The following is a 17,746-nucleotide window of genomic DNA, read 5'->3' on the forward strand; positions in this document are numbered from 1 at the left end:
GTGCCGGGCGGGCCCTCGGGAAGCCCGGGGGAGCCCACCACCGCACTGGTCAGGGACAGCAACCTGCTCAGCGCGTTGATCGCCGCCGGACCGCTCCGTCTGCGCGCGGCCGCACGGGCCGCGAAGCCCTGTCATTCCTCGACGGTCAGTCCCTTCCGGAGTCGCACGAGGGTGCGCGACAGGAGCCGGGAGACATGCATCTGGGAGATGCCGAGTTCGTCGCCGATCTCGGACTGGGTCATGTTCGCCACGAAGCGCAGCGAGAGGATCTGCCGGTCGCGCTGGGGGAGTTCCGCGATCAGCGGCTTGAGGGACTCCACGAACTCGATGCCCTCGAGTCCGTTGTCCTCGTAGCCGATGCGGTCCGCGAGCGCGCCCTCGGAGTCGTCCTCCTCGGGCTGGGCGTCCAGCGAGCTGGCCGTGTACGCGTTGGACGCGGCCATGCCCTCGACGACCTCGTCGTTGCTGATGCCGAGGCGTTCCGCCAGCTCTCCCACTGTCGGAGCGCGGTCCAGCTTCTGCGCGAGTTCGTCGCCCGCCTTGGCCAGGTCGAGCCGGAGCTCCTGAAGCCGGCGGGGGACCCGCACCGACCAGGAGGTGTCACGGAAGAACCGCTTGATCTCGCCGATGATGGTTGGCATGGCGAAGGTGGGGAACTCGACCCCCCGGCTCAGCTCGAACCGGTCGATCGCCTTGATCAGGCCGATCGTGCCGACCTGGATGATGTCCTCCATGGGCTCGCTGCGGGAGCGGAAGCGGGAGGCGGCGAACTTCACGAGCGCGAGGTTGAGTTCGACGAGCGTGTTGCGGACGTACGAGTAGTCGTGCGTGCCCTCTTCGAGGGACTCCAGACGCGCGAAGAGCGTCTTGGACAGGGCCCGTGCGTCCACCGGCCCCACCTCGTCGTACGGGGGGATCTCCGGGAGTCCGTCGAGTCCCGCGAGTCCGTCGGCTCCGTCGGTGCCGGGGCCGTCGAGGTGCTCCGGGCCGACCGGAGAGGGTGTCGACGTCGCCGTCTGGGTCTGCGATGCGTCGAGCCGGGGTGACATGGTGTCCTCCATCGTTCTCGGCATATGGCCGCCGATGCCAATACGTGCACTGCGGTGTGCGGCGCCTCCAAAGCCGGCCGGGTCGGATAGGTGTCTCTTCTAGCCCTACCCGCTTTTGTGAGCTTGTCGCAAGTGCCTTCTGTGGCGAAATGTCCGTTTGCGGGGGGTTGTTCGGGTGTCAGGTGACGTAGAGAAGGCGTAGTGTTCGAGTGCGTACATCAGCAGTCGCGACGCTCGGGAGAGAGACGGCATGGACCGCGGGACGGTCGGCAGCGCACAGTCTGGCCGGCTTCTTGTCGAGGTGCGGGAAGAGGGCACTAGTGCCGTCGTGACCCCCGCGGGTGAGTTGGATCACCACACGGCCGATTTGTTGCGTGAGCCGCTCGAAGGGTGCCTCGAAAAGGGGTACTCGCGGCTCGTCGTCGACTGTTCGCGCCTGGAGTTCTGTGACTCCACCGGACTGAACGTGCTGCTCGGCGCCCGGCTGAAGGCCGAGGCCGCGGGTGGCGGCGTCCATCTGGCCGCGATGCAGCCGGTGGTCGCACGGGTCTTCGAGATCACCGGGGCGGAGGCCGTCTTCACCGTGCACGACACGCTCGAAGCGGCTCTCGCCGACTGACCGGGCGGCCCGTCGATCATGTCGCCGTTATGTCCCAGTCGCCCCCGCGTGACCGGCGTTACTCGCGTCACAGTTTCCGTGCCGAATAAATGGGTGTTCGGACGGTTCCGTCGGGCAGGAGACATCCTGGATGCGTCGGCAGCGAGCGGGCCGGCCTCCGGTACGGCGAAAGTCGTCCGATCCACAAGCGGCGAAAGCCGTTGATCCATCCGTACTGAGTACTGCGTACTGAGTCTTGAATTGTGAACCGGTGAATCGGTGAGGTGAAGCGCTGATGAGCACCACCCGGCCTTACTCGCCGGGCGACCGCGGCCCTGAGTCGGGCGACGGCGGCGCTTCCGGGGCGTCCGTGGACGACACGGCGCCCGTGGACGGCGGACCGCCCGGTGACGGAGCCTCTCCGGACGGCGCGGTCCTCGCTCCTCCGGGCCGCCAGGCCCGCAGACTGAGCTTCGAGGGCGAGAGCGGCGTCGTGCCGCTCGCCCGCGACTTCGCCCGCCAGGCGCTGTACGCCTGGGGCTGGCTGCCCGCCGAGGGCGCCGACCGGCGTGCCGCCGCCGAGGACGTCCTGCTGGTCGTCTCCGAGCTGGTCACCAACGCCTGTCTGCATGCCGAGGGCCCGGACGAACTCCGGATCTCCGTCGACAACAAGGTGCTGCGCATCGAGGTCTTGGACCGCGGCGCGGGCCAGCCCGCACCGCGCACCCCGCACCGAGCCGGCCGCCCCGGCGGCCACGGCATGTTCATCGTGCAGCGGCTCTGCCTGGACTGGGGGGTCGTCCGCAGCCCCGGAGTCGCCGGCAAGACCGTGTGGGCGGAGCTGGGCGCACCCGCCTGACGCGGGGGGCCTCCCGCACACACCTCCCGACTCCCGCCCCGTACGGCACTCTGCGCGCCGGATCCCCACGGATCCGGCGCGCACTTTGTCTTCCCTCCACAAGTCCCCGGGCGTACCTTGACGGCCGATCTGATGTTCCGTCAGAAATCTCGCCGCGTGTCCCGTCGGGGACGACGTCAGGATTGAGGGGCAGGCCCGTGTCGTACCGGACGTACCAGAAACGAACCGCCGCGCTCGCGTGCGCCGCGGCCCTGGCCGGCTCGGCGGTGCTGATGGCCGCCCCCGCAGCCCAGGCCGACGTGGTCGACGTCAACTACCAGTGCAAGACGCCGATCGGCGACAAGAGCGCCGTGTCGCCCATCGACATCAAGGGCGTCAGGAGCGGCAGCGGCTACAAGCTCACCATGTCCTGGCAGAAGGGCGTCTCCTCCAGCCCGGTCGAACTCGGCAAGGGCGCGATGACGCCGAGCGCGGTCATCAAGGTGGGCGGCGCCGACAGCGGCACGGTGGCGGTCACCGGACCGGCCAACGCGGCCGCGATCCCCGCCAACACGCCCATCAAGATCAGTGACCTGAGCGGCACGTACACACCGAGGAAGTCCGGCAAGGTCACCTTCACCGCGGGCGTCCTCACCATCAAGGCCCTCGGCACCACGACCACGTGCTCGCCCTCCAACAGCCCGAAGCCCTCGCTGACCCTCGACGTGAAGGCGGCGGGCGGGAGTTCGGGCTCCGGCTCGGGTTCGTCCGGCTCCTCGGGGTCCTCGGGTTCGGGGAGCCAGGGCGGCTCGGACTCCGGCGGGCAGCTTCCGCAGACCGGCCCCGCGGACTCCGCGATCGCGCTCGGCACGCTCGGCGGCACGGTCCTGCTCGCGGGCGCGGCGGGCGTGCTGTGGCTGACGCGCAGGCATCAGGCGGTACGCCGCTGACCTCCCCGCACGACGACCTGGAGCCGCCGCATGCCCTACGCACTCCCCGCCGCCCGCGTGCTGGGCCTGACGACCCTGGTGCTGCTCGGCGCGGCCCCGGCGGCCTCGGCCGCACAGGACTGGTCCGTCGTCCCGGCCGCGGGCGGCTCGGCCGACGGACGGCCCTCCGTGTACGCGGAGGGCGCGCCGGGCACCGTCCTCCAGGACGCGGTGTCCGTGGTCAACGCGGGCGGCAGGCCGCTCACGGTCCGGGTACGCGGCGCCGACGCGGACGGCAGCGCCCCCACCGTGCGTGAGCCGGGCACGGGCGCGTGGATCGCCTTCGCCGAGCGTTCCGGCGGCCGGCGGACCGCGGTGCGGACCCTGTCCCTCCGCGTGCCCGCGCACACCCGCGCGGACGTGCCGTTCACCGTGGCCGTCCCGGTCGGCGCGGCGCCCGGGGACCATCCCGGCGCGATCGTCGTGAGCGCGGGAGACCGCACCGCGGCGGTCCGGGTCCAGTTGAGGGTGGCCGGACCCGCGCTGTCGGCCCTGACGGTCGAACACGTCCGGGTGCGCGGCGGCCGGATCTCCTACCAACTGGTCAACCGCGGCACCACGGTCCTCACTCCGCGCCTCGCCGTGCACGCGGACGGCGTCCTCGGCGAAGTCCTGGACCGCGCCCCGCGCACCCTGCCCGTCGACCTCCTCCCCGGCCGCCGCGTCACGCTCCACGAACCCTGGGCCGACCCGCCGGTCCTCGACACGGTCGACGTGCGGCTGACGGTGACCGCGGCGGGCGAGGTGCGCGGCACGGCGACCGCGTCCGCCCGGTTCGTGCCGTGGTGGGCGCCGGCCGGAGCGGGAGCCGTCCTGGCGGCTGGGGTCGCCTTCCTCGCCGTACGACGTCGACGGCGTCCCGCGCGGCCGGGTCCGTGGCGGCACCGGCGCCGGACCGCGCAGGCCGGAGCAACGGTCGAACAGCCCCGCACAGAGGTCGAGTTGACGGGAGCGATGACGTGAGCGTCCTGGGCGGCAAGATGCGGATGGCGGCGCTGGGCGCGGTCCTGGCCCTCCTCCTGGTCCCGTTGGCGGCGACGGCCTCGGCGGGCCCGGCGTCCGCCGCCGCGGGGCCGAGCGTGAAACTGTCCGGATCGCAGGCGGGCGCGGGCGGTTCGGTCACCGTGAGCGGCAGCGGGTGGCGGCCCAAGGCCCTGCTGATGATGCTCATCTGCGGACAGTCGGTGCCCTCGCGCGGCGTGATCGGCGGCACCAACTCCTGCGCCAACGCCGACGGCCGGGCCGTCACCACCGACGCCAAGGGCGCCTTCAGCAAGAAGCTGCCGGTCGCCGAACCGCCGAAGCCGTGCCCCTGCGTGGTGCACGTCGCCACCGTCACCGGTGCCAAGGCCGAGGCGGACGCCATCTTCATGGTGGCCGGGCACTCGGTCGAACCGCTGCCCAAGGAGGAGAGCGGGGCCCGGCTCTCGGTGCTCACGGACACCCGCCTCGACGGGTCGAGCGGCCTGCTCACCTGGTTCGGTTCGGCCCCCGCGCGCACCCTCGTCTTCACGGTCGGCAACGTCGGCACCGCCCCCGTGAAGAACCCGGTCTTCCAGGTCGGCACCTCCCACGGGGTGTTCGCCCCGCAGTGGGAGGAGCAGGAGTGGCGCGGCACCGTCGCGCCGGGCCACAAGGCGCGGATCAAGCTCCCGTTCGAGCTGGCGGCCGGGGCGCACGGCGACTACACGGTCTCGCTCAAGTACGGCGGGAAGGTGCTCGCCGAGCAGCCGTGGGGCGTGGGCCGCCCCTGGGGTGTGACCGTCTTCTGGATCCTGCTCTGCGTGGTCGTCCCGGCCGCGGTGTTCCGTGTCGGCATGGCCGTGGTGGACCGGGTGCGCCCGCACCGGTCGAGCGGGCGTGCGGGCCGGCACCGGGTCCTGCGCCTGACCGACCTCACGCAGCGGCTGCCCCGGCCGGCCCCCACGCCCGCCCCACAGACTCCGGCGAACGTCTCGGACGCCTCGCCGGCCCCGGCCGCCCTGCCGTGGTTCACCCCGGACAGCGATCCGGGCACCGCGACGAACGGTCAGCTCTCCGCACCGCACGAGAACGGTCCGACGACACAGACGAGAGAGGGACACACGTGAGGACGCTACGGAGAGTGGTACCGGACACCGGACGCAGAGCGGGCGCGGCCGGAGTCGCGCTGATGCTCGGCGGTGCGGGCATCCTGCTGGGCGTGGCCGCCGTACCGGCGCAGGCCGCCGAGGTGTCGTACAAGACGGAGTGCATCCCGCCCGCCATCTCCGGGCTGCCCGCGGTGCAGGGCACCACGAAGGTGGAGATCACCGCGCCCGCGGAGGCGAAGGTGGGTGACGAGGTCACCATCACCTGGAAGTTCGCCCAGGCCGCGTCGAAGAACCCGGACGTCCTCGACCTCGACAAGGACACGGTGAAGCCCTCCGGCACCCTCAAGGCGGGCGGCGCGCAGACCGCGAGCATCGCCATGGAGGGGCCGCGCCAGAACCCCGCGATCCCCAAGAACAGCGACATGAAGCTCTCCGACATGACGGGCAGGCTCAAACTGACCGCGGCGGGTGACGTCACGCTGACCCCGGACGCCTACGACATCAACGTGAACAAGCCGATCTCCACCGACACCAAGTGCACGCCCAAGGAGACGGTGGGCTCCTCCGCGACCATCAAGGTGACGGCCGCCGACGGGGGTTCGGGCGGCGGGACCGGCGGCTCCACGTCGACCCCGACGCCGACTCCGTCCGGAGAGCCGACCGACTCGGCCACCCCGTCGCCGACCGGCAGCGGGACCGGGGGAGCGACCGGCGGCGACGACGGCGGCTCCACCGGCGGCGGTGGGCAGACCGACTTCACCGGCAAGCAGGTCTCCGTGGCCTACGCGTGCAAGACGCCCATCGGGGACAAGAACGCCACCTCGCCCGTGCAGATCAACGCCAGGAAGAGCGGCGGGAGTTACGCCCTGACCGTCACGTTCGGCGCGTCCGTGATGGACAGTCCGGCCGACATCCCGGCCGACTCCGTGAAGCCCTCGATGGAGGTCGCTCTCGGCGGCGCCGACAAGGGCACCGTCCACGTCGAGGGCCCGACCAACTCCGCGCCCATCAAGTCGGGCGACCCGATCGAGGTCCCGGACCTGAAGGGCACGTACAAGCCGGGCGCGACCGGCAGCTCGACGCTGTCCCCGGGTGTCCTGACGGTGACGGCCCTCGGCACGACGACGACCTGCACCCCGGCCGAGTCCGAGGTCTCGCTCACCCTGGACACCTCCGAGCAGGCGGGCGGCGCGTCGGGCGGCGGTTCCTCCTCGTCCGGCTCGGGTTCCGCGGGCTCGGCGTCCGGCGGCCTCGCGGAGACCGGCGCCGACAGCCACGGCGCCCTCAAGGCGCTGGGCCTGGTCGCCGGCACGGTGATCCTCCTGGGCGGCGCCGTCTTCACCTTCATGCCCCGCGGCAGGACCCGCTGACCGACTCCCGAACGACCGGCCCTGCCCCTCACCCGTGCGTGCAGCTGGGGTGAGGGGCGGGGCCGGGCGGACGAGCGTGCCGAGCGGTGTGACGGGACGTCCCGCCCGGCGCTCTCGTTCACGGTTTGCCGATGTCGACCGCCCATGCCCCCGTGCCCGCGTACGCATCGGGGGTGGCGGTGAGGACCTGGCCCTCGATCGCCCCCATGGCTGCCGCGTGGAGCGCGTGTCCGTAGGGCCATTCCAGCCCTGCGGCGACCGTCTGCTCGACCGACGCGGCGCCTGCGAAGTCGAGCGGCAGGAATTCCAGGCCCGGTAAGGCGCCGAGGTGTGCTGCCACGCCCGGGAGTTGCAGGCTCGCGGCCACGAGGCACAGGGCGGGAACGTGAGCCCGCCGGTCGGGATCGTCGACCTCGACGACGGCCAGACCGGAAAGCAGCCGGTGCCCCCGGCACAGGGCGAGCACCGCTGTGTGATCCAGGATGATCACCGACGTTCCCCGAGCTGACCGGCGGCGATCGCGGCGCGCCACTCCTGCGCCGCCCGGACGTCCGCCTCGGTGAAGTCCTCGCGAAGATTGGCACGGACGTAGGCGACGGCCCGCGCCGTGCGTTCCTCCCGTTCCTCCTCCGTGGGCGTCGCCGCGACCACGCGCTCGACGTACGCGCGCGTGCTCAGCCCGCGCTCTTCGGCGAGCGTCCGCAGACGATCTCTTGTCGACTCACTGATCTTGATGGTCGTGTCGGCCATGCCATCAGAATACAAGTGAATACCGTCGGTGGGGGAGGGTTCGTGGGGGTCGGCACCGTGGTGGAGGTGGTCGTCCGCAACGCCGAAGGGCCGCCGCACCCGGTGGTGCGGCGGCCCTTCGGCGTTGGTGCGGCCTACGTCAGCGGACGTCGCCCATCAGCTGCTTGACCTTCTTGCGGTACATCCACACCGCGACACCGGCGACCACGGCGAGCGAGGCCTCCAGGGCCACGATGCCCGTCTTGTTGAGGTCGACGTTGGCGATGGAGAGCAGGCCGGTCGTGGCGTCACCCGCGGTGACGGCCAGGAACCAGACGCCCATCATCTGGGAGGCGTACTTCGCCGGAGCCATCTTGGTGGTGACCGAGAGGCCGACCGGAGAGAGCGTCAGCTCACCGACGGTCTGGACGAAGTAGATGGCCACCAGCCACATGGCGGCCGCCTTGTGACCGCCCTCGGCGATCGTCAGCGGGGCCAGGAAGAGGAAGAACGAGGCACCGACCAGGATCAGACCGGAGGCGAACTTGGTGGCCGTGCTCGGCTCCTTGCCGCGCCGGTTGAGCGCCAGCCACAGCCAGGCGAAGACCGGCGCGAGCGCCATGATCATGACCGGGTTGACCGACTGGTACCAGGAGACCGGGAACTCCCAGCCGAAGATGGTGTTCTCGGCGGACGAGTCGGCGAAGATCGACATCGTCGACCCGCCCTGGTCGTAGATCATCCAGAAGACGGCCGCGGCGATGAAGAACCAGATGTACGCGGACATCTTCGACTGGTCGGCGCGGTCCAGCGACTTGTCCCGCTTGATGCGGCCGATGACCATGACCGGGATGATCAGGCCGGCGAGGGTGATCGGGACCAGCAGCCAGTTGAGCGTGTAGTGGCCCGAGAAGCCGACGATCGCGTAGAAGACGAGGGCGACGGCGGCCCAGAGCGCGGACTTGCGCAGCGTCGAGGCCTTCTCCTGCGGCGACAGGGGCGTGGGGACCTCCTGCGAGCGGGGGCTCAGGTGGCGGCCGCCGAGCAGGTACTGGGCCAGACCCACGGCCATGCCGAGCGCGGCGATGGCGAAGCCCAGGTGCCAGTTCACGTTCTCGCCGACGGTGCCGATGATCAGCGGCGCTATGAAGGCGCCCAGGTTGATGCCGATGTAGAAGAGCGTGAAGCCACCGTCACGACGCGGGTCGTCCGGACCGTCGTAGAGGTGGCCGACCATCGTGGAGATGTTGGCCTTCAGCAGACCGGAACCTATGGCGACGAGGCCGAGTCCCGCGAAGAAGGTGCCGGAGGTCGGCAGGGCCAGCGTGAGGTGGCCCAGCATGATGATCAGACCCGCGACGGCGACCGTCTTGCGGGGGCCGAGGACACGGTCGGCGAACCAGCCGCCCGGCAGGGCGAGCAGGTACACCAGCGACAGGTACACCGAGTAGATCGCGGTCGCGGTGGCCGCATTCATGTGCAGGCCGCCTGGTGCCACCAGGTACAGCGGGAGCAGTGCCTTCATGCCGTAGTAGGAGAATCGCTCCCACATCTCGGTCATGAAGAGAGTGGCCAGTCCGCGGGGGTGGCCGAAGAAGGTCTTCCCGGAACCGGGGGTACCCGGGTTCACCGAGGCCTTCGTCAGGCTGGACGCCATGGTCGTTCCTTGCTGTCGGGACGCGCTGTGGGGGTCCCCCCGGCCGACCGGAGTCGAAGGCCTGGAGGAGTCGCGCGCCCAGTGGGGGGGGCGGCCGGCACCGGCGGTTACGGCGTCCGCCCCCACGCCCACGGGGAGTCCGCTCCGGATGGCGAAGCGGTGGACGGCGACCACCGGGATCCACGCCCGGTGCGCGTCAGTGCGTCTCGGGCCCGGCCACAGGTCATTCCTTTCGAGGCTGGCGAACACCAGCCCGCACACAAAAGAGACCTTCAGCATCAAGCACGCGCCAAAGGTCCCCATGTAGTGCTACAGGCGTCCGGTCACCATACGACATGGCAATGCACCATATGGAAGGACTTGAGAGATGGATCACAGGCGATCATGGAACCGCCGGGAGCCATTCGAAGGTGTTTCTCAGGATGGCATCCCACACCCGCAGGTAAGAAACACCCGGACGGAGGGTGTGAATCACGGAGGCCGATCACTGCCCGAGCCTCGTCCGTGGCGGACTACCATCACCCCATGACCCGTGTACTGCTCGCCGAGGACGACGCGTCCATCTCGGAGCCGCTGGCCCGTGCCCTGCGCCGGGAGGGTTACGAGGTCGAAGTCCGCGAAGACGGACCCACCGCGCTCGACGCCGGAATGCAGGGCGGCGTCGACCTGGTCGTCCTGGACCTCGGGCTGCCCGGCATGGACGGCCTGGAAGTCGCCCGCCGGCTCCGCGCCGAGGGGCACACCGTGCCCATCCTCATCCTCACCGCACGCGCCGACGAGGTGGACACCGTCGTCGGCCTCGACGCGGGCGCCGACGACTACGTCACCAAGCCCTTCCGGCTCGCCGAACTGCTCGCCCGCGTCCGGGCGCTGCTCCGGCGCGGCGCGGCCGAGCCGCAGCAGCCGCCCGCCACGCACGGCGTGCGGATCGACGTCGAGTCGCACCGGGCCTGGATGGGCGACGAGGAACTCCAGCTCACCGCCAAGGAGTTCGACCTGCTGCGGGTGCTGGTGCGCGACGCCGGCCGGGTCGTCACCCGCGACCAGTTGATGCGCGAGGTCTGGGACACCACCTGGTGGTCCTCCACCAAGACCCTCGACATGCACATCTCCTGGCTGCGCAAGAAGCTCGGCGACGACGCGGCGAACCCCCGCTACATCGCGACGGTACGAGGAGTCGGCTTCCGCTTCGAGAAGAGCTGAGGCCTCACCTCGGGGGCCGGACGACCGTCCGGCCCCCGAGGCGTTCCGCCCGCCGCGCCCAGGACGGGGCCCCGCCGCGGAACCGCGCGGGGACATGACGGGCGGTGGCGGAAACCCCGCACCCCGGCCCGGCGCCCCGCGGGGACGACCCGGCGACCGTGCACACTGGTCCACGTACCGCCACCTGCCCGGAGGGCCCCGTGCGTCGCCGTCTCATCCAGTCCACCCTCGCCGTCGTGCTCGTCGTGATCGCCGTGTTCGGCGTCTCCCTCGTCATCGTCGAGACCCGCACGATCAGCAACAGCGCCCAGGAACGCGTGGACTCCGAGGCGCTGCGGCTGGCCAGCATCGTGGACAGCCGCATCCTCGGCGACGAGAACATCTCCAGCGACACGTTCCGCAACCAGGTCACCGACCAGCGCTACGCCGAGATCAGGATCCCGGGCCGCGACCCCATCGAGGTCGGCACCGAGCCCACCGGCGACGTCATCCACTACACCGCCAAGGGCGAGGAGGGCGAGACGGTCACCGTCCAGGAGCCCCGCTCCTCGGTGACCCGCGAGGTCGGCCGCACCCTGCTGATCATCGGCGCCGTCGCCCTGCTGGCGATCATCGCCGCCGTCCTGCTCGCCGTACGCCAGGCGAACCGTCTCGCCTCCCCGCTCACCGACCTCGCCGAGACGGCGGAACGGCTGGGCTCCGGCGACCCGCGCCCGCGCCACAAGCGCTACGGCGTCCCCGAGCTGGACCGCGTGGCCGACGTCCTGGACGGCAGCGCCGAGCGCATCGCCCGCATGCTCACCGCCGAGCGCCGGCTCGCCGCCGACGCCTCCCACCAGCTGCGCACGCCCCTGACGGCGCTGTCGATGCGTCTGGAGGAGATCACCCTCACCGACGACCCGGACACGGTGAAGGAGGAGGCGACGATCGCACTGACGCAGGTGGAACGCCTCACGGACGTGGTCGAGCGGCTGCTCACCAACGCCCGCGACCCGCGCACCGGCTCGGCGGTCACCTTCGACCTCGACGAGGTCATCAAGCAGCAGCTGGAGGAGTGGCGCCCCGCCTACCGCAGCGCGGGCCGCGCGATCGTCAGCTCCGGCAAGCGCCATCTCCAGGCCGTGGGCACCCCGGGCGCGGTCGCCCAGGTCCTCGCGGCGCTCATCGAGAACAGCCTCATGCACGGAGGCGGCACGGTCGCGCTGCGGACCCGGGTCATCGGAAACCAGGCCGTCATCGAGGTCACCGACGAGGGCCCCGGCGTCCCCACCGACCTCGGCGCCCGCATCTTCGAGCGCACCATCAGCGGCCGCAACTCCACCGGCATCGGCCTGGCCGTCGCCCGCGACCTCGCGGAGGCCGACGGCGGCCGTCTGGAGATGCTCCAGGCCCAGCCCCCGGTCTTCGGCCTGTTCCTGTCCCGGACCCCCCTGAAGCGAGGCCCGCTGATCGGCGAGGACGACGAGGAGCGGACGGTCAGGTAGGGGAGCGGGGAGCAGAGGGAACGGGGGAGCGAGCGAACGGTCCCGCCGTGGTCAGTTCGCCCGTGCCTGGGCCCGCCGGGGCTCCGGCTCCTCGTCCAGGAACGATTCGGCACTGGCCACCGCCTCACGGGCCGGAAGCGTCCGGAACACCCAGGTGCGGTAGGACCAGAAGCGGAACAGCGTCGCGACCCCGATGCCGAGGAACTTGAAGATGTTGCTCTGGAGCGGGCTGTCCCAGCCGAAGCCGTACGTCGCGGCGTAGAGCACGCCGTTCTCGATGACCAGTCCCACCGCGCTGAACAGCAGGAACAGCGTCAGCTCCTTCGTACGGCCGCCCTTGTCGCGGTCCCGGTACGTGAAGTAGCGGAAGCCCACGTAGTTGAAGACGATGGAGACGACCGTCGCGATGACACTGGCCCGCACGACCTGGAGGTCCGTGGTGTGGCGCACGAGGTTGAACACGATCAGGTTGACGAGCAGCCCCGCGCCGCCCACCGCTCCGAACTTGGCGACCTCACGCAACAGCAGGTCGAAGCGGCGGCGAACCGCGCTGCGGGGCCCCGCCTGAGGCCCCGAGGAAGCACTGTCCATGGTGTCGCCAGCCCCCGTCGGTGGGTTACGTCGTCGATCAAGCGATGGAATACGTCAACCCAGCCATGCTAACCAGCGCCCCCGCGCAGTGCCCGTGCATGACTTCACAGGTAAGAAAAGACCCGGTCACCAGCACGGAAAATCGGGCGTATCGGTGCCGAAACCAGCCAGCGTGGCGTGGCCGATACTCTTGGAGCGTGACGTTCCCGGTAGTCGGCATGGTCGGCGGCGGCCAGCTCGCTCGTATGACACACGAGGCGGGCATCCCGCTCGGCATCAAATTCAAGCTCCTCAGTGACACTCCACAGGATTCCGCGGCGCAGGTCGTCGGCGACGTCGTCATCGGCGACTATCGCGACCTCGACACGCTGCGCGAGTTCGCGCGGGGCTGTGACGTGATCACCTTCGATCACGAGCAGGTCCCCACCGAGCACCTGCGGGCCCTGGAGGCGGACGGCATCCCCGTCCGCCCCGGACCCGACGCGCTCGTGCACGCCCAGGACAAGGGCGTGATGCGCGCGAAGCTCGACGCGATCGGCGTGCCCTGCCCTCGGCACCGCATCGTGACCGACGTGGCGGACGTCGGCGCGTTCGCGGCGGAGGGCCTGCCCGAAGGCGCGGAAGGTGACGGTTTCCCGGTCATCCTGAAGACCGTCCGCGGCGGCTACGACGGCAAGGGCGTCTGGTTCGTCCGCTCCCTGGAGGACGCCGCCGAGCCCTTCCGCGCCGGCGTCCCGGTCCTCGCCGAGGAGAAGGTGGACTTCCTGCGGGAGCTGGCGGCCAACGTCGTCCGCTCCCCGCACGGACAGGCCGTCGCCTATCCCGTCGTCGAGTCCCAGCAGGTCGACGGCGTCTGCGACACGGTCATCGCCCCGGCACCCGGCATCGACGAGGAGCTGGCCCTCCAGGCGGAGGAACTGGCCCTGCGCATCGCCAAGGAACTCGGCGTCGTCGGCCACCTGGCCGTCGAGCTGTTCGAGACCCGTGACGGACGCATCCTCGTCAACGAACTGGCCATGCGCCCGCACAACTCGGGCCACTGGACCCAGGACGGCGCGATCACCTCCCAGTTCGCCAACCACGTCCGCGCCGTCCTCGACCTCCCGCTCGGCGACCCGCGCCCGCGTGCGAAGTGGACCGTCATGGCGAACGTCCTCGGCGGCGACTACCCGGACATGTACTCCGCGTACCTGCACTGCATGGCCCGCGACCCGCAGCTCAAGATCCACATGTACGGCAAGGACGTGAAGCCCGGACGCAAGGTCGGCCACGTCAACACCTACGGCGACGACCTGGACGACGTCCTCGATCGCGCCCGGCACGCCGCCGGCTACCTGAGAGGCACGATCACCGAATGAGCCCCGTTGTAGGCATCGTCATGGGTTCGGACTCCGACTGGCCCGTCATGGAGGCCGCTGCCCAGGCCCTCGACGAGTTCGAGATCCCCTACGAGGTGGACGTCGTCTCCGCGCACCGCATGCCGCGCGAGATGATCGCGTACGGCGAGCAGGCCGCCGAGCGCGGACTCAAGGCGATCATCGCCGGCGCCGGCGGCGCGGCCCACCTGCCGGGCATGCTGGCGTCCGTCACCCCGCTGCCCGTCATCGGTGTGCCCGTCCCGCTCAAGTACCTCGACGGCATGGACTCGCTGCTCTCCATCGTGCAGATGCCGGCCGGAGTGCCCGTCGCGACCGTCTCCGTCGGCGGCGCCCGCAACGCGGGTCTGCTGGCCGCCCGGATCCTCGCCTCCCACGACGAGGAACTCCTCGGCCGGATGCGGGAGTTCCAGCAGGAGCTGAACGACCAGGCCACCGAGAAGGGCAAGCGGCTGCGATCCAAGGTCGAGAGCGGCACCGGCGGCTTCGGCTTCGGGAAGTGACGCGCATGTCCTCCGAGACCCCCCTGCCCGCCGGCTCCTCGATCCCCTCCCTCGACCGGGCCCGCGCCCTGCTCGCCGAGTTCCCCGTCGTCGACGGACACAACGACCTCCCCTGGGCGCTGCGCGAGCAGGTCCGCTACGACCTCGGCGCGCGGGACATCGCCACCGACCAGAGCGCCCACCTGCACACGGACCTGGCCCGGCTGCGCGCCGGCGGCGTCGGCGCGCAGTACTGGTCGGTGTACGTCCGCTCGGACCTGCCCGGCGCGGTCACGGCGACCCTCGAACAGATCGACTGCGTCCGGCAGTTGATCGACCGTCACCCGGCCGACCTGCGGGCCGCGCTGACCGCCGCGGACATGGAGGCGGCCCGCGCGGAGGGTCGTATCGCCTCCCTGATGGGCGCGGAGGGCGGTCACTCGATCGACAACTCCCTCGGCGTCCTGCGGCAGTTGGCCGCGCTCGGCGTCCGGTACATGACCCTCACCCACAACGACAACATCGCGTGGGCCGACTCCGCGACGGACGTGCCCGCCGTGGGCGGCCTGTCCGCCTTCGGCCGTGAGGTCGTCCGCGAGATGAACCGCGAGGGCATGCTCGTGGACCTCTCGCACGTGGCCGCGACCACCATGCGCGACGCGCTCGACACCTCCGTCGCGCCGGTGATCTTCTCCCACTCCTCGGCCCGCGCCGTGTGCGACCACCCGCGCAACATCCCGGACGACGTGCTGGCCCGGCTCGCCGACAACGGCGGCGTGGCGATGGTGACGTTCGTGCCGAAGTTCGTCCTCCAGGCCGCCGTCGACTGGACGGCCGCGGCCGACGAGAACATGCGCGCGCACGGCCTGCACCACCTCGACACCACCGCCGAGGGCATGAAGGTCCACCGCGTCTTCGAGGAGGCCAACCCGCGCCCCGTCGCCACGGTGTCCACGGTCGCCGACCACCTCGACCACATGCGCGAGGTCGCCGGCATCGACCACCTCGGCATCGGCGGCGACTACGACGGCACGGCGTTCACCCCGGAGGGCCTGGACGACGTCTCCGGCTACCCGAACCTGATCGCCGAACTGCTCGACCGCGGCTGGTCGACCACGGACGTCGCCAAGCTGACCTGGCGGAACTCCGTACGCGTGCTGGGCGCGGCGGAGGACGTGGCCCGCGACCTCCAGGCCACCCGCGCCCCGTCGAACGCCACCCTGGAGCAACTGGACGGCTGACACTTCCAGCCCCTCCGAAGGCGCCCGTGCCGTCCGGCCGGGCGCCTTCGGCTCGTGAGGGACCGGGGACGGACCGCCGGGGCGCGCGCTCGCGCACCTTCGCCGGTACGGAGCGGAGCGGCCGGCACGCGCCGACCGGGGGCAGGATGCGGGCCCCCCGGCCTGTAGGAGTCGGCCGGGGCGGCAGGGCCGCCGTTCGCCGGCCCGCCGGGGCGGAGTGCGGCCCGGCGCTCCGCCCCCCGGAGGCGATCGGACGCCGGGGCGGGCACCGCCGCACCCGTGGGGCGTACACGTACCCCCGAACGCCCCACCCACCAGGAAGCCCTCCGGGCTCCGTGCCACGGTGGCGGTACCGCGATCATCGCCGTCCACCCCCCGGAGCCTGTCATGGCAGACCTGCAGGACGAACTGGCCACCGCCGTCGAGGTGGGAGAGCTCGACCCGCCCGCTGCCTGGCCCGCGTCCGAGCCGCTGACTCCCGCGGCCCGTCCCCTCGACGAGTCCGGCCCCGCCGCCCCGGAGAACGAACCCGGCGCGGACCCGCTCGCGCGCGCCCACGCGTTCCTGGCCGGCAACCCCGTCGCCGACGGCTACAGCGGTCTGCCCTGGGCCCTGCGCCACCTGCCCTGGTTCGATCTGGAACTGGGCGAGAGCGCCGTGGACACCGACCTGCCCCGGCTGCGCGAAGGGCACGTGGGCGCCCTGTTCTGGTCGCTGCACCTGCCGGAGGGCCTCGCCGGGGACCGCGCCGTCGGCGCCACCATGGAGCAGCTCGACCTGGTCAGGGCGGTGGTCCACGCGCACCCCGAGGGACTGCGGACGGCACGCGGCGCCGCCGAGATCGCCGACGCCCGCAACTGCGGCCGCATCGCCGTCGTCCTCGGCCCCGCCGGAGCCGCCGCGCTCGGCGACTCCCTGGGCATCCTGCGCGCCCTGCACACCCTCGGCCTGCGCATCCTCACGCTCACGGGCGTCTCGTGGGCGAGCGAGGCGGGCCTCACCCGCTTCGGCGAGGAGGTGCTGCGCGAGATGAACCGGCTCGGCGTGCTCGCCGACCTCTCCGGCACCTCGGACGCCACCGTCGGCCGGGTCCTCGCCGTCTCCAAGGCCCCGGTCCTGTTCACCCGCTCCGCCGCCCGGGCCCTGCGCCCCCACCCGTCGAACCTCCCCGACGAGGTCCTCACCGAACTGGGCGCCGCCAAGGGCCTGTGCCTCGTCCCGCTCACCGCCGAGCAGACCGGCCCCTCCGTACGGGACGTCGCCGACCACCTCGACCACGTCCGCACGCTCGCGGGCGCGGAGTGCGTCGGACTCTCGGGCACGTACGACTCGGGCGCGGCCCACCCCCAGGACCTCGCCGACGCGTCCTGCTACCCCCACCTCGTCGCGGAGCTGATCTCCCGCGGCTGGTCCACGTCCGATCTCGCCCTGCTCACCTGGGGCAACGTCCAACGGGTGCTGCGCAGCGCGGAGTTCACGGCCCGGGCCGCACAGCAGCGGCGCGCGCCGTCCTGCGCGAAGATCGCCGACCTGGACGGCTGACCCCGGGCGGCGCGGCCCGGAGGCGGGGAGCCGGCCCGGGCGGTGGGTCAGGGTGCCTCGGGGGCCTCGATCATGCACAGGCAGAACGGATGCCCGGCCGGATCGGCGAACACCCGGAAGTCCTTCTTTCCGCCCTCGTCGTCCAGGTCGAGCGGACGGGCGCCCAGCGCGAGCACCCGCTCCTGCGCGGCGTCGACCGCCTCCCAGGTGGAACCCGCCTCGAAGTCCAGATGGAGCTGCTGGGAGTCCCGGCCGTCGCCCGGCCAGCGCGGCGGGACGTACCCCGGCGCCCGCTGGAAGGCCAGCCGCGGCCCGCCGGGAATCCGCAGGACGACCCAGTCGTCGTCCTCCGCCTCCGGCGTGCCCCCGGCCACGGCCGCGTAGAAGGCGGCGAGCGCGCGGGGATCCGGACAGTCGAGGACGACGTTCCGCAGACGGGCGACGGGCTGTTCCATGGCGTGCTCCTCCAGAGGCGGGCGCGGCAGGCACCGGGGCGCCGAGGTGTCGGGGAGTGCGAGGACACCG

18 protein-coding genes and 1 pseudogene are annotated in these 17,746 nt (G+C 71.7%); 13 read left to right on the forward strand and 6 right to left on the reverse strand.

All coding sequences use genetic code 11. The annotated features are described in order from the left end of the window. A pseudogene (locus tag AB0C62_RS36980) lies at positions 1–84 on the forward strand (LuxR family transcriptional regulator); the annotation flags it as partial. 47 nt (positions 85–131) lie between these two features. Here AB0C62_RS36980 and AB0C62_RS36985 read toward each other — a convergent pair. Further along, on the reverse strand, positions 132–1,061 hold the full coding sequence (locus AB0C62_RS36985; protein ID WP_362980873.1) for an RNA polymerase sigma factor SigF: 930 nt from the start codon (positions 1,059–1,061) through the stop codon (positions 132–134). A 238-nt stretch (positions 1,062–1,299) separates the two neighbouring features. Between AB0C62_RS36985 and AB0C62_RS36990 the strand changes: the two genes are divergently transcribed. The 6 genes from AB0C62_RS36990 to AB0C62_RS37015 all read left to right on the forward strand — a co-directional run bounded on the left by AB0C62_RS36990 (position 1,300) and on the right by AB0C62_RS37015 (position 6,916). Continuing rightward, positions 1,300–1,668 (forward strand): STAS domain-containing protein, encoded by a 369-nt coding sequence (locus AB0C62_RS36990; RefSeq protein ID WP_164373056.1) that lies wholly within the window; start codon positions 1,300–1,302, stop codon positions 1,666–1,668. A 274-nt stretch (positions 1,669–1,942) separates the two neighbouring features. Then, positions 1,943–2,506 carry an ATP-binding protein gene (locus AB0C62_RS36995; RefSeq protein WP_362980874.1) on the forward strand — a complete coding sequence of 188 codons (564 nt, stop codon included), beginning with the start codon at positions 1,943–1,945 and terminating at the stop codon, positions 2,504–2,506. A 197-nt stretch (positions 2,507–2,703) separates the two neighbouring features. Beyond that, positions 2,704–3,435, forward strand: a complete 732-nt coding sequence (locus tag AB0C62_RS37000; RefSeq protein WP_362980876.1) for an LPXTG cell wall anchor domain-containing protein — start codon at positions 2,704–2,706, stop codon at positions 3,433–3,435. A 30-nt stretch (positions 3,436–3,465) separates the two neighbouring features. Next, positions 3,466–4,437, forward strand: a complete 972-nt coding sequence (locus AB0C62_RS37005; RefSeq protein ID WP_362980878.1) for a hypothetical protein — start codon at positions 3,466–3,468, stop codon at positions 4,435–4,437. 5 nt (positions 4,438–4,442) lie between these two features. Further along, positions 4,443–5,564, forward strand: coding sequence for a hypothetical protein (locus tag AB0C62_RS37010; RefSeq protein ID WP_362980944.1), 1,122 nt, complete (start codon positions 4,443–4,445; stop codon positions 5,562–5,564). Positions 5,565–5,626: 62 nt separating this feature from the next. Beyond that, a complete protein-coding gene (locus AB0C62_RS37015) occupies positions 5,627–6,916 on the forward strand; it encodes a hypothetical protein (protein ID WP_362980946.1) in 1,290 nt (429 codons plus the stop codon). 118 nt (positions 6,917–7,034) lie between these two features. On the opposite strand, the gene AB0C62_RS37020 is transcribed toward AB0C62_RS37015, so the two are convergent. From AB0C62_RS37020 to AB0C62_RS37030, 3 genes are all read right to left on the reverse strand, one after another. Beyond that, entirely contained in the window at positions 7,035–7,406 is a 372-nt protein-coding gene (locus tag AB0C62_RS37020) for a hypothetical protein (protein WP_362980880.1), read from the reverse strand. Continuing rightward, positions 7,403–7,666: a hypothetical protein gene (locus tag AB0C62_RS37025; protein WP_362980882.1), complete on the reverse strand. Its 264-nt coding sequence runs from the start codon at positions 7,664–7,666 to the stop codon at positions 7,403–7,405. The genes AB0C62_RS37020 and AB0C62_RS37025 overlap by 4 nt, the downstream gene beginning before the upstream one ends. Before the next feature lie 139 nt (positions 7,667–7,805). Beyond that, the gene (locus AB0C62_RS37030; protein WP_362980884.1) at positions 7,806–9,302 is read right to left on the reverse strand and encodes an oligopeptide:H+ symporter; all 1,497 of its coding nucleotides are present in this window, start codon (positions 9,300–9,302) and stop codon (positions 7,806–7,808) included. 525 nt (positions 9,303–9,827) lie between these two features. Between AB0C62_RS37030 and AB0C62_RS37035 the strand changes: the two genes are divergently transcribed. After that, positions 9,828–10,505 (forward strand): response regulator transcription factor, encoded by a 678-nt coding sequence (locus AB0C62_RS37035; protein ID WP_018566970.1) that lies wholly within the window; start codon positions 9,828–9,830, stop codon positions 10,503–10,505. Between the two features lie 200 nt (positions 10,506–10,705). Continuing rightward, a complete protein-coding gene (locus AB0C62_RS37040) occupies positions 10,706–11,989 on the forward strand; it encodes an ATP-binding protein (RefSeq protein ID WP_362980886.1) in 1,284 nt (427 codons plus the stop codon). A gap of 51 nt (positions 11,990–12,040) precedes the next feature. Here the strand turns inward: AB0C62_RS37040 and AB0C62_RS37045 are convergent, their stop codons facing one another. Beyond that, complete coding sequence (locus tag AB0C62_RS37045) at positions 12,041–12,580, reverse strand: GtrA family protein (RefSeq protein WP_267051012.1); 540 nt, start codon at positions 12,578–12,580, stop codon at positions 12,041–12,043. Positions 12,581–12,798: 218 nt separating this feature from the next. Here AB0C62_RS37045 and AB0C62_RS37050 point away from each other — a divergent pair, with 218 nt between their 5' ends. From AB0C62_RS37050 to AB0C62_RS37065, 4 genes are all read left to right on the forward strand, one after another. Further along, entirely contained in the window at positions 12,799–13,938 is a 1,140-nt protein-coding gene (locus AB0C62_RS37050; protein ID WP_362980948.1) for a 5-(carboxyamino)imidazole ribonucleotide synthase, read from the forward strand. Continuing rightward, the gene (gene purE, locus AB0C62_RS37055) at positions 13,935–14,459 is read left to right on the forward strand and encodes a 5-(carboxyamino)imidazole ribonucleotide mutase (RefSeq protein WP_362980888.1); all 525 of its coding nucleotides are present in this window, start codon (positions 13,935–13,937) and stop codon (positions 14,457–14,459) included. Before AB0C62_RS37050 ends, purE begins: the two co-directional genes overlap by 4 nt. A 41-nt stretch (positions 14,460–14,500) precedes the next feature. Further along, on the forward strand, positions 14,501–15,679 hold the full coding sequence (locus AB0C62_RS37060; RefSeq protein ID WP_362980950.1) for a dipeptidase: 1,179 nt from the start codon (positions 14,501–14,503) through the stop codon (positions 15,677–15,679). A 387-nt stretch (positions 15,680–16,066) separates the two neighbouring features. Continuing rightward, positions 16,067–17,221 (forward strand): dipeptidase, encoded by a 1,155-nt coding sequence (locus tag AB0C62_RS37065; protein WP_362980890.1) that lies wholly within the window; start codon positions 16,067–16,069, stop codon positions 17,219–17,221. Positions 17,222–17,268: 47 nt separating this feature from the next. On the opposite strand, the gene AB0C62_RS37070 is transcribed toward AB0C62_RS37065, so the two are convergent. Then, positions 17,269–17,676 carry a VOC family protein gene (locus tag AB0C62_RS37070; protein ID WP_362980892.1) on the reverse strand — a complete coding sequence of 136 codons (408 nt, stop codon included), beginning with the start codon at positions 17,674–17,676 and terminating at the stop codon, positions 17,269–17,271. Positions 17,677–17,746: the final 70 nt, after the last annotated feature.

It is taken from the genome of Streptomyces sp. NPDC048643, from assembly GCF_040650615.1.
In the GTDB taxonomy this organism is placed as follows: Bacteria; Actinomycetota; Actinomycetes; order Streptomycetales; family Streptomycetaceae; genus Streptomyces.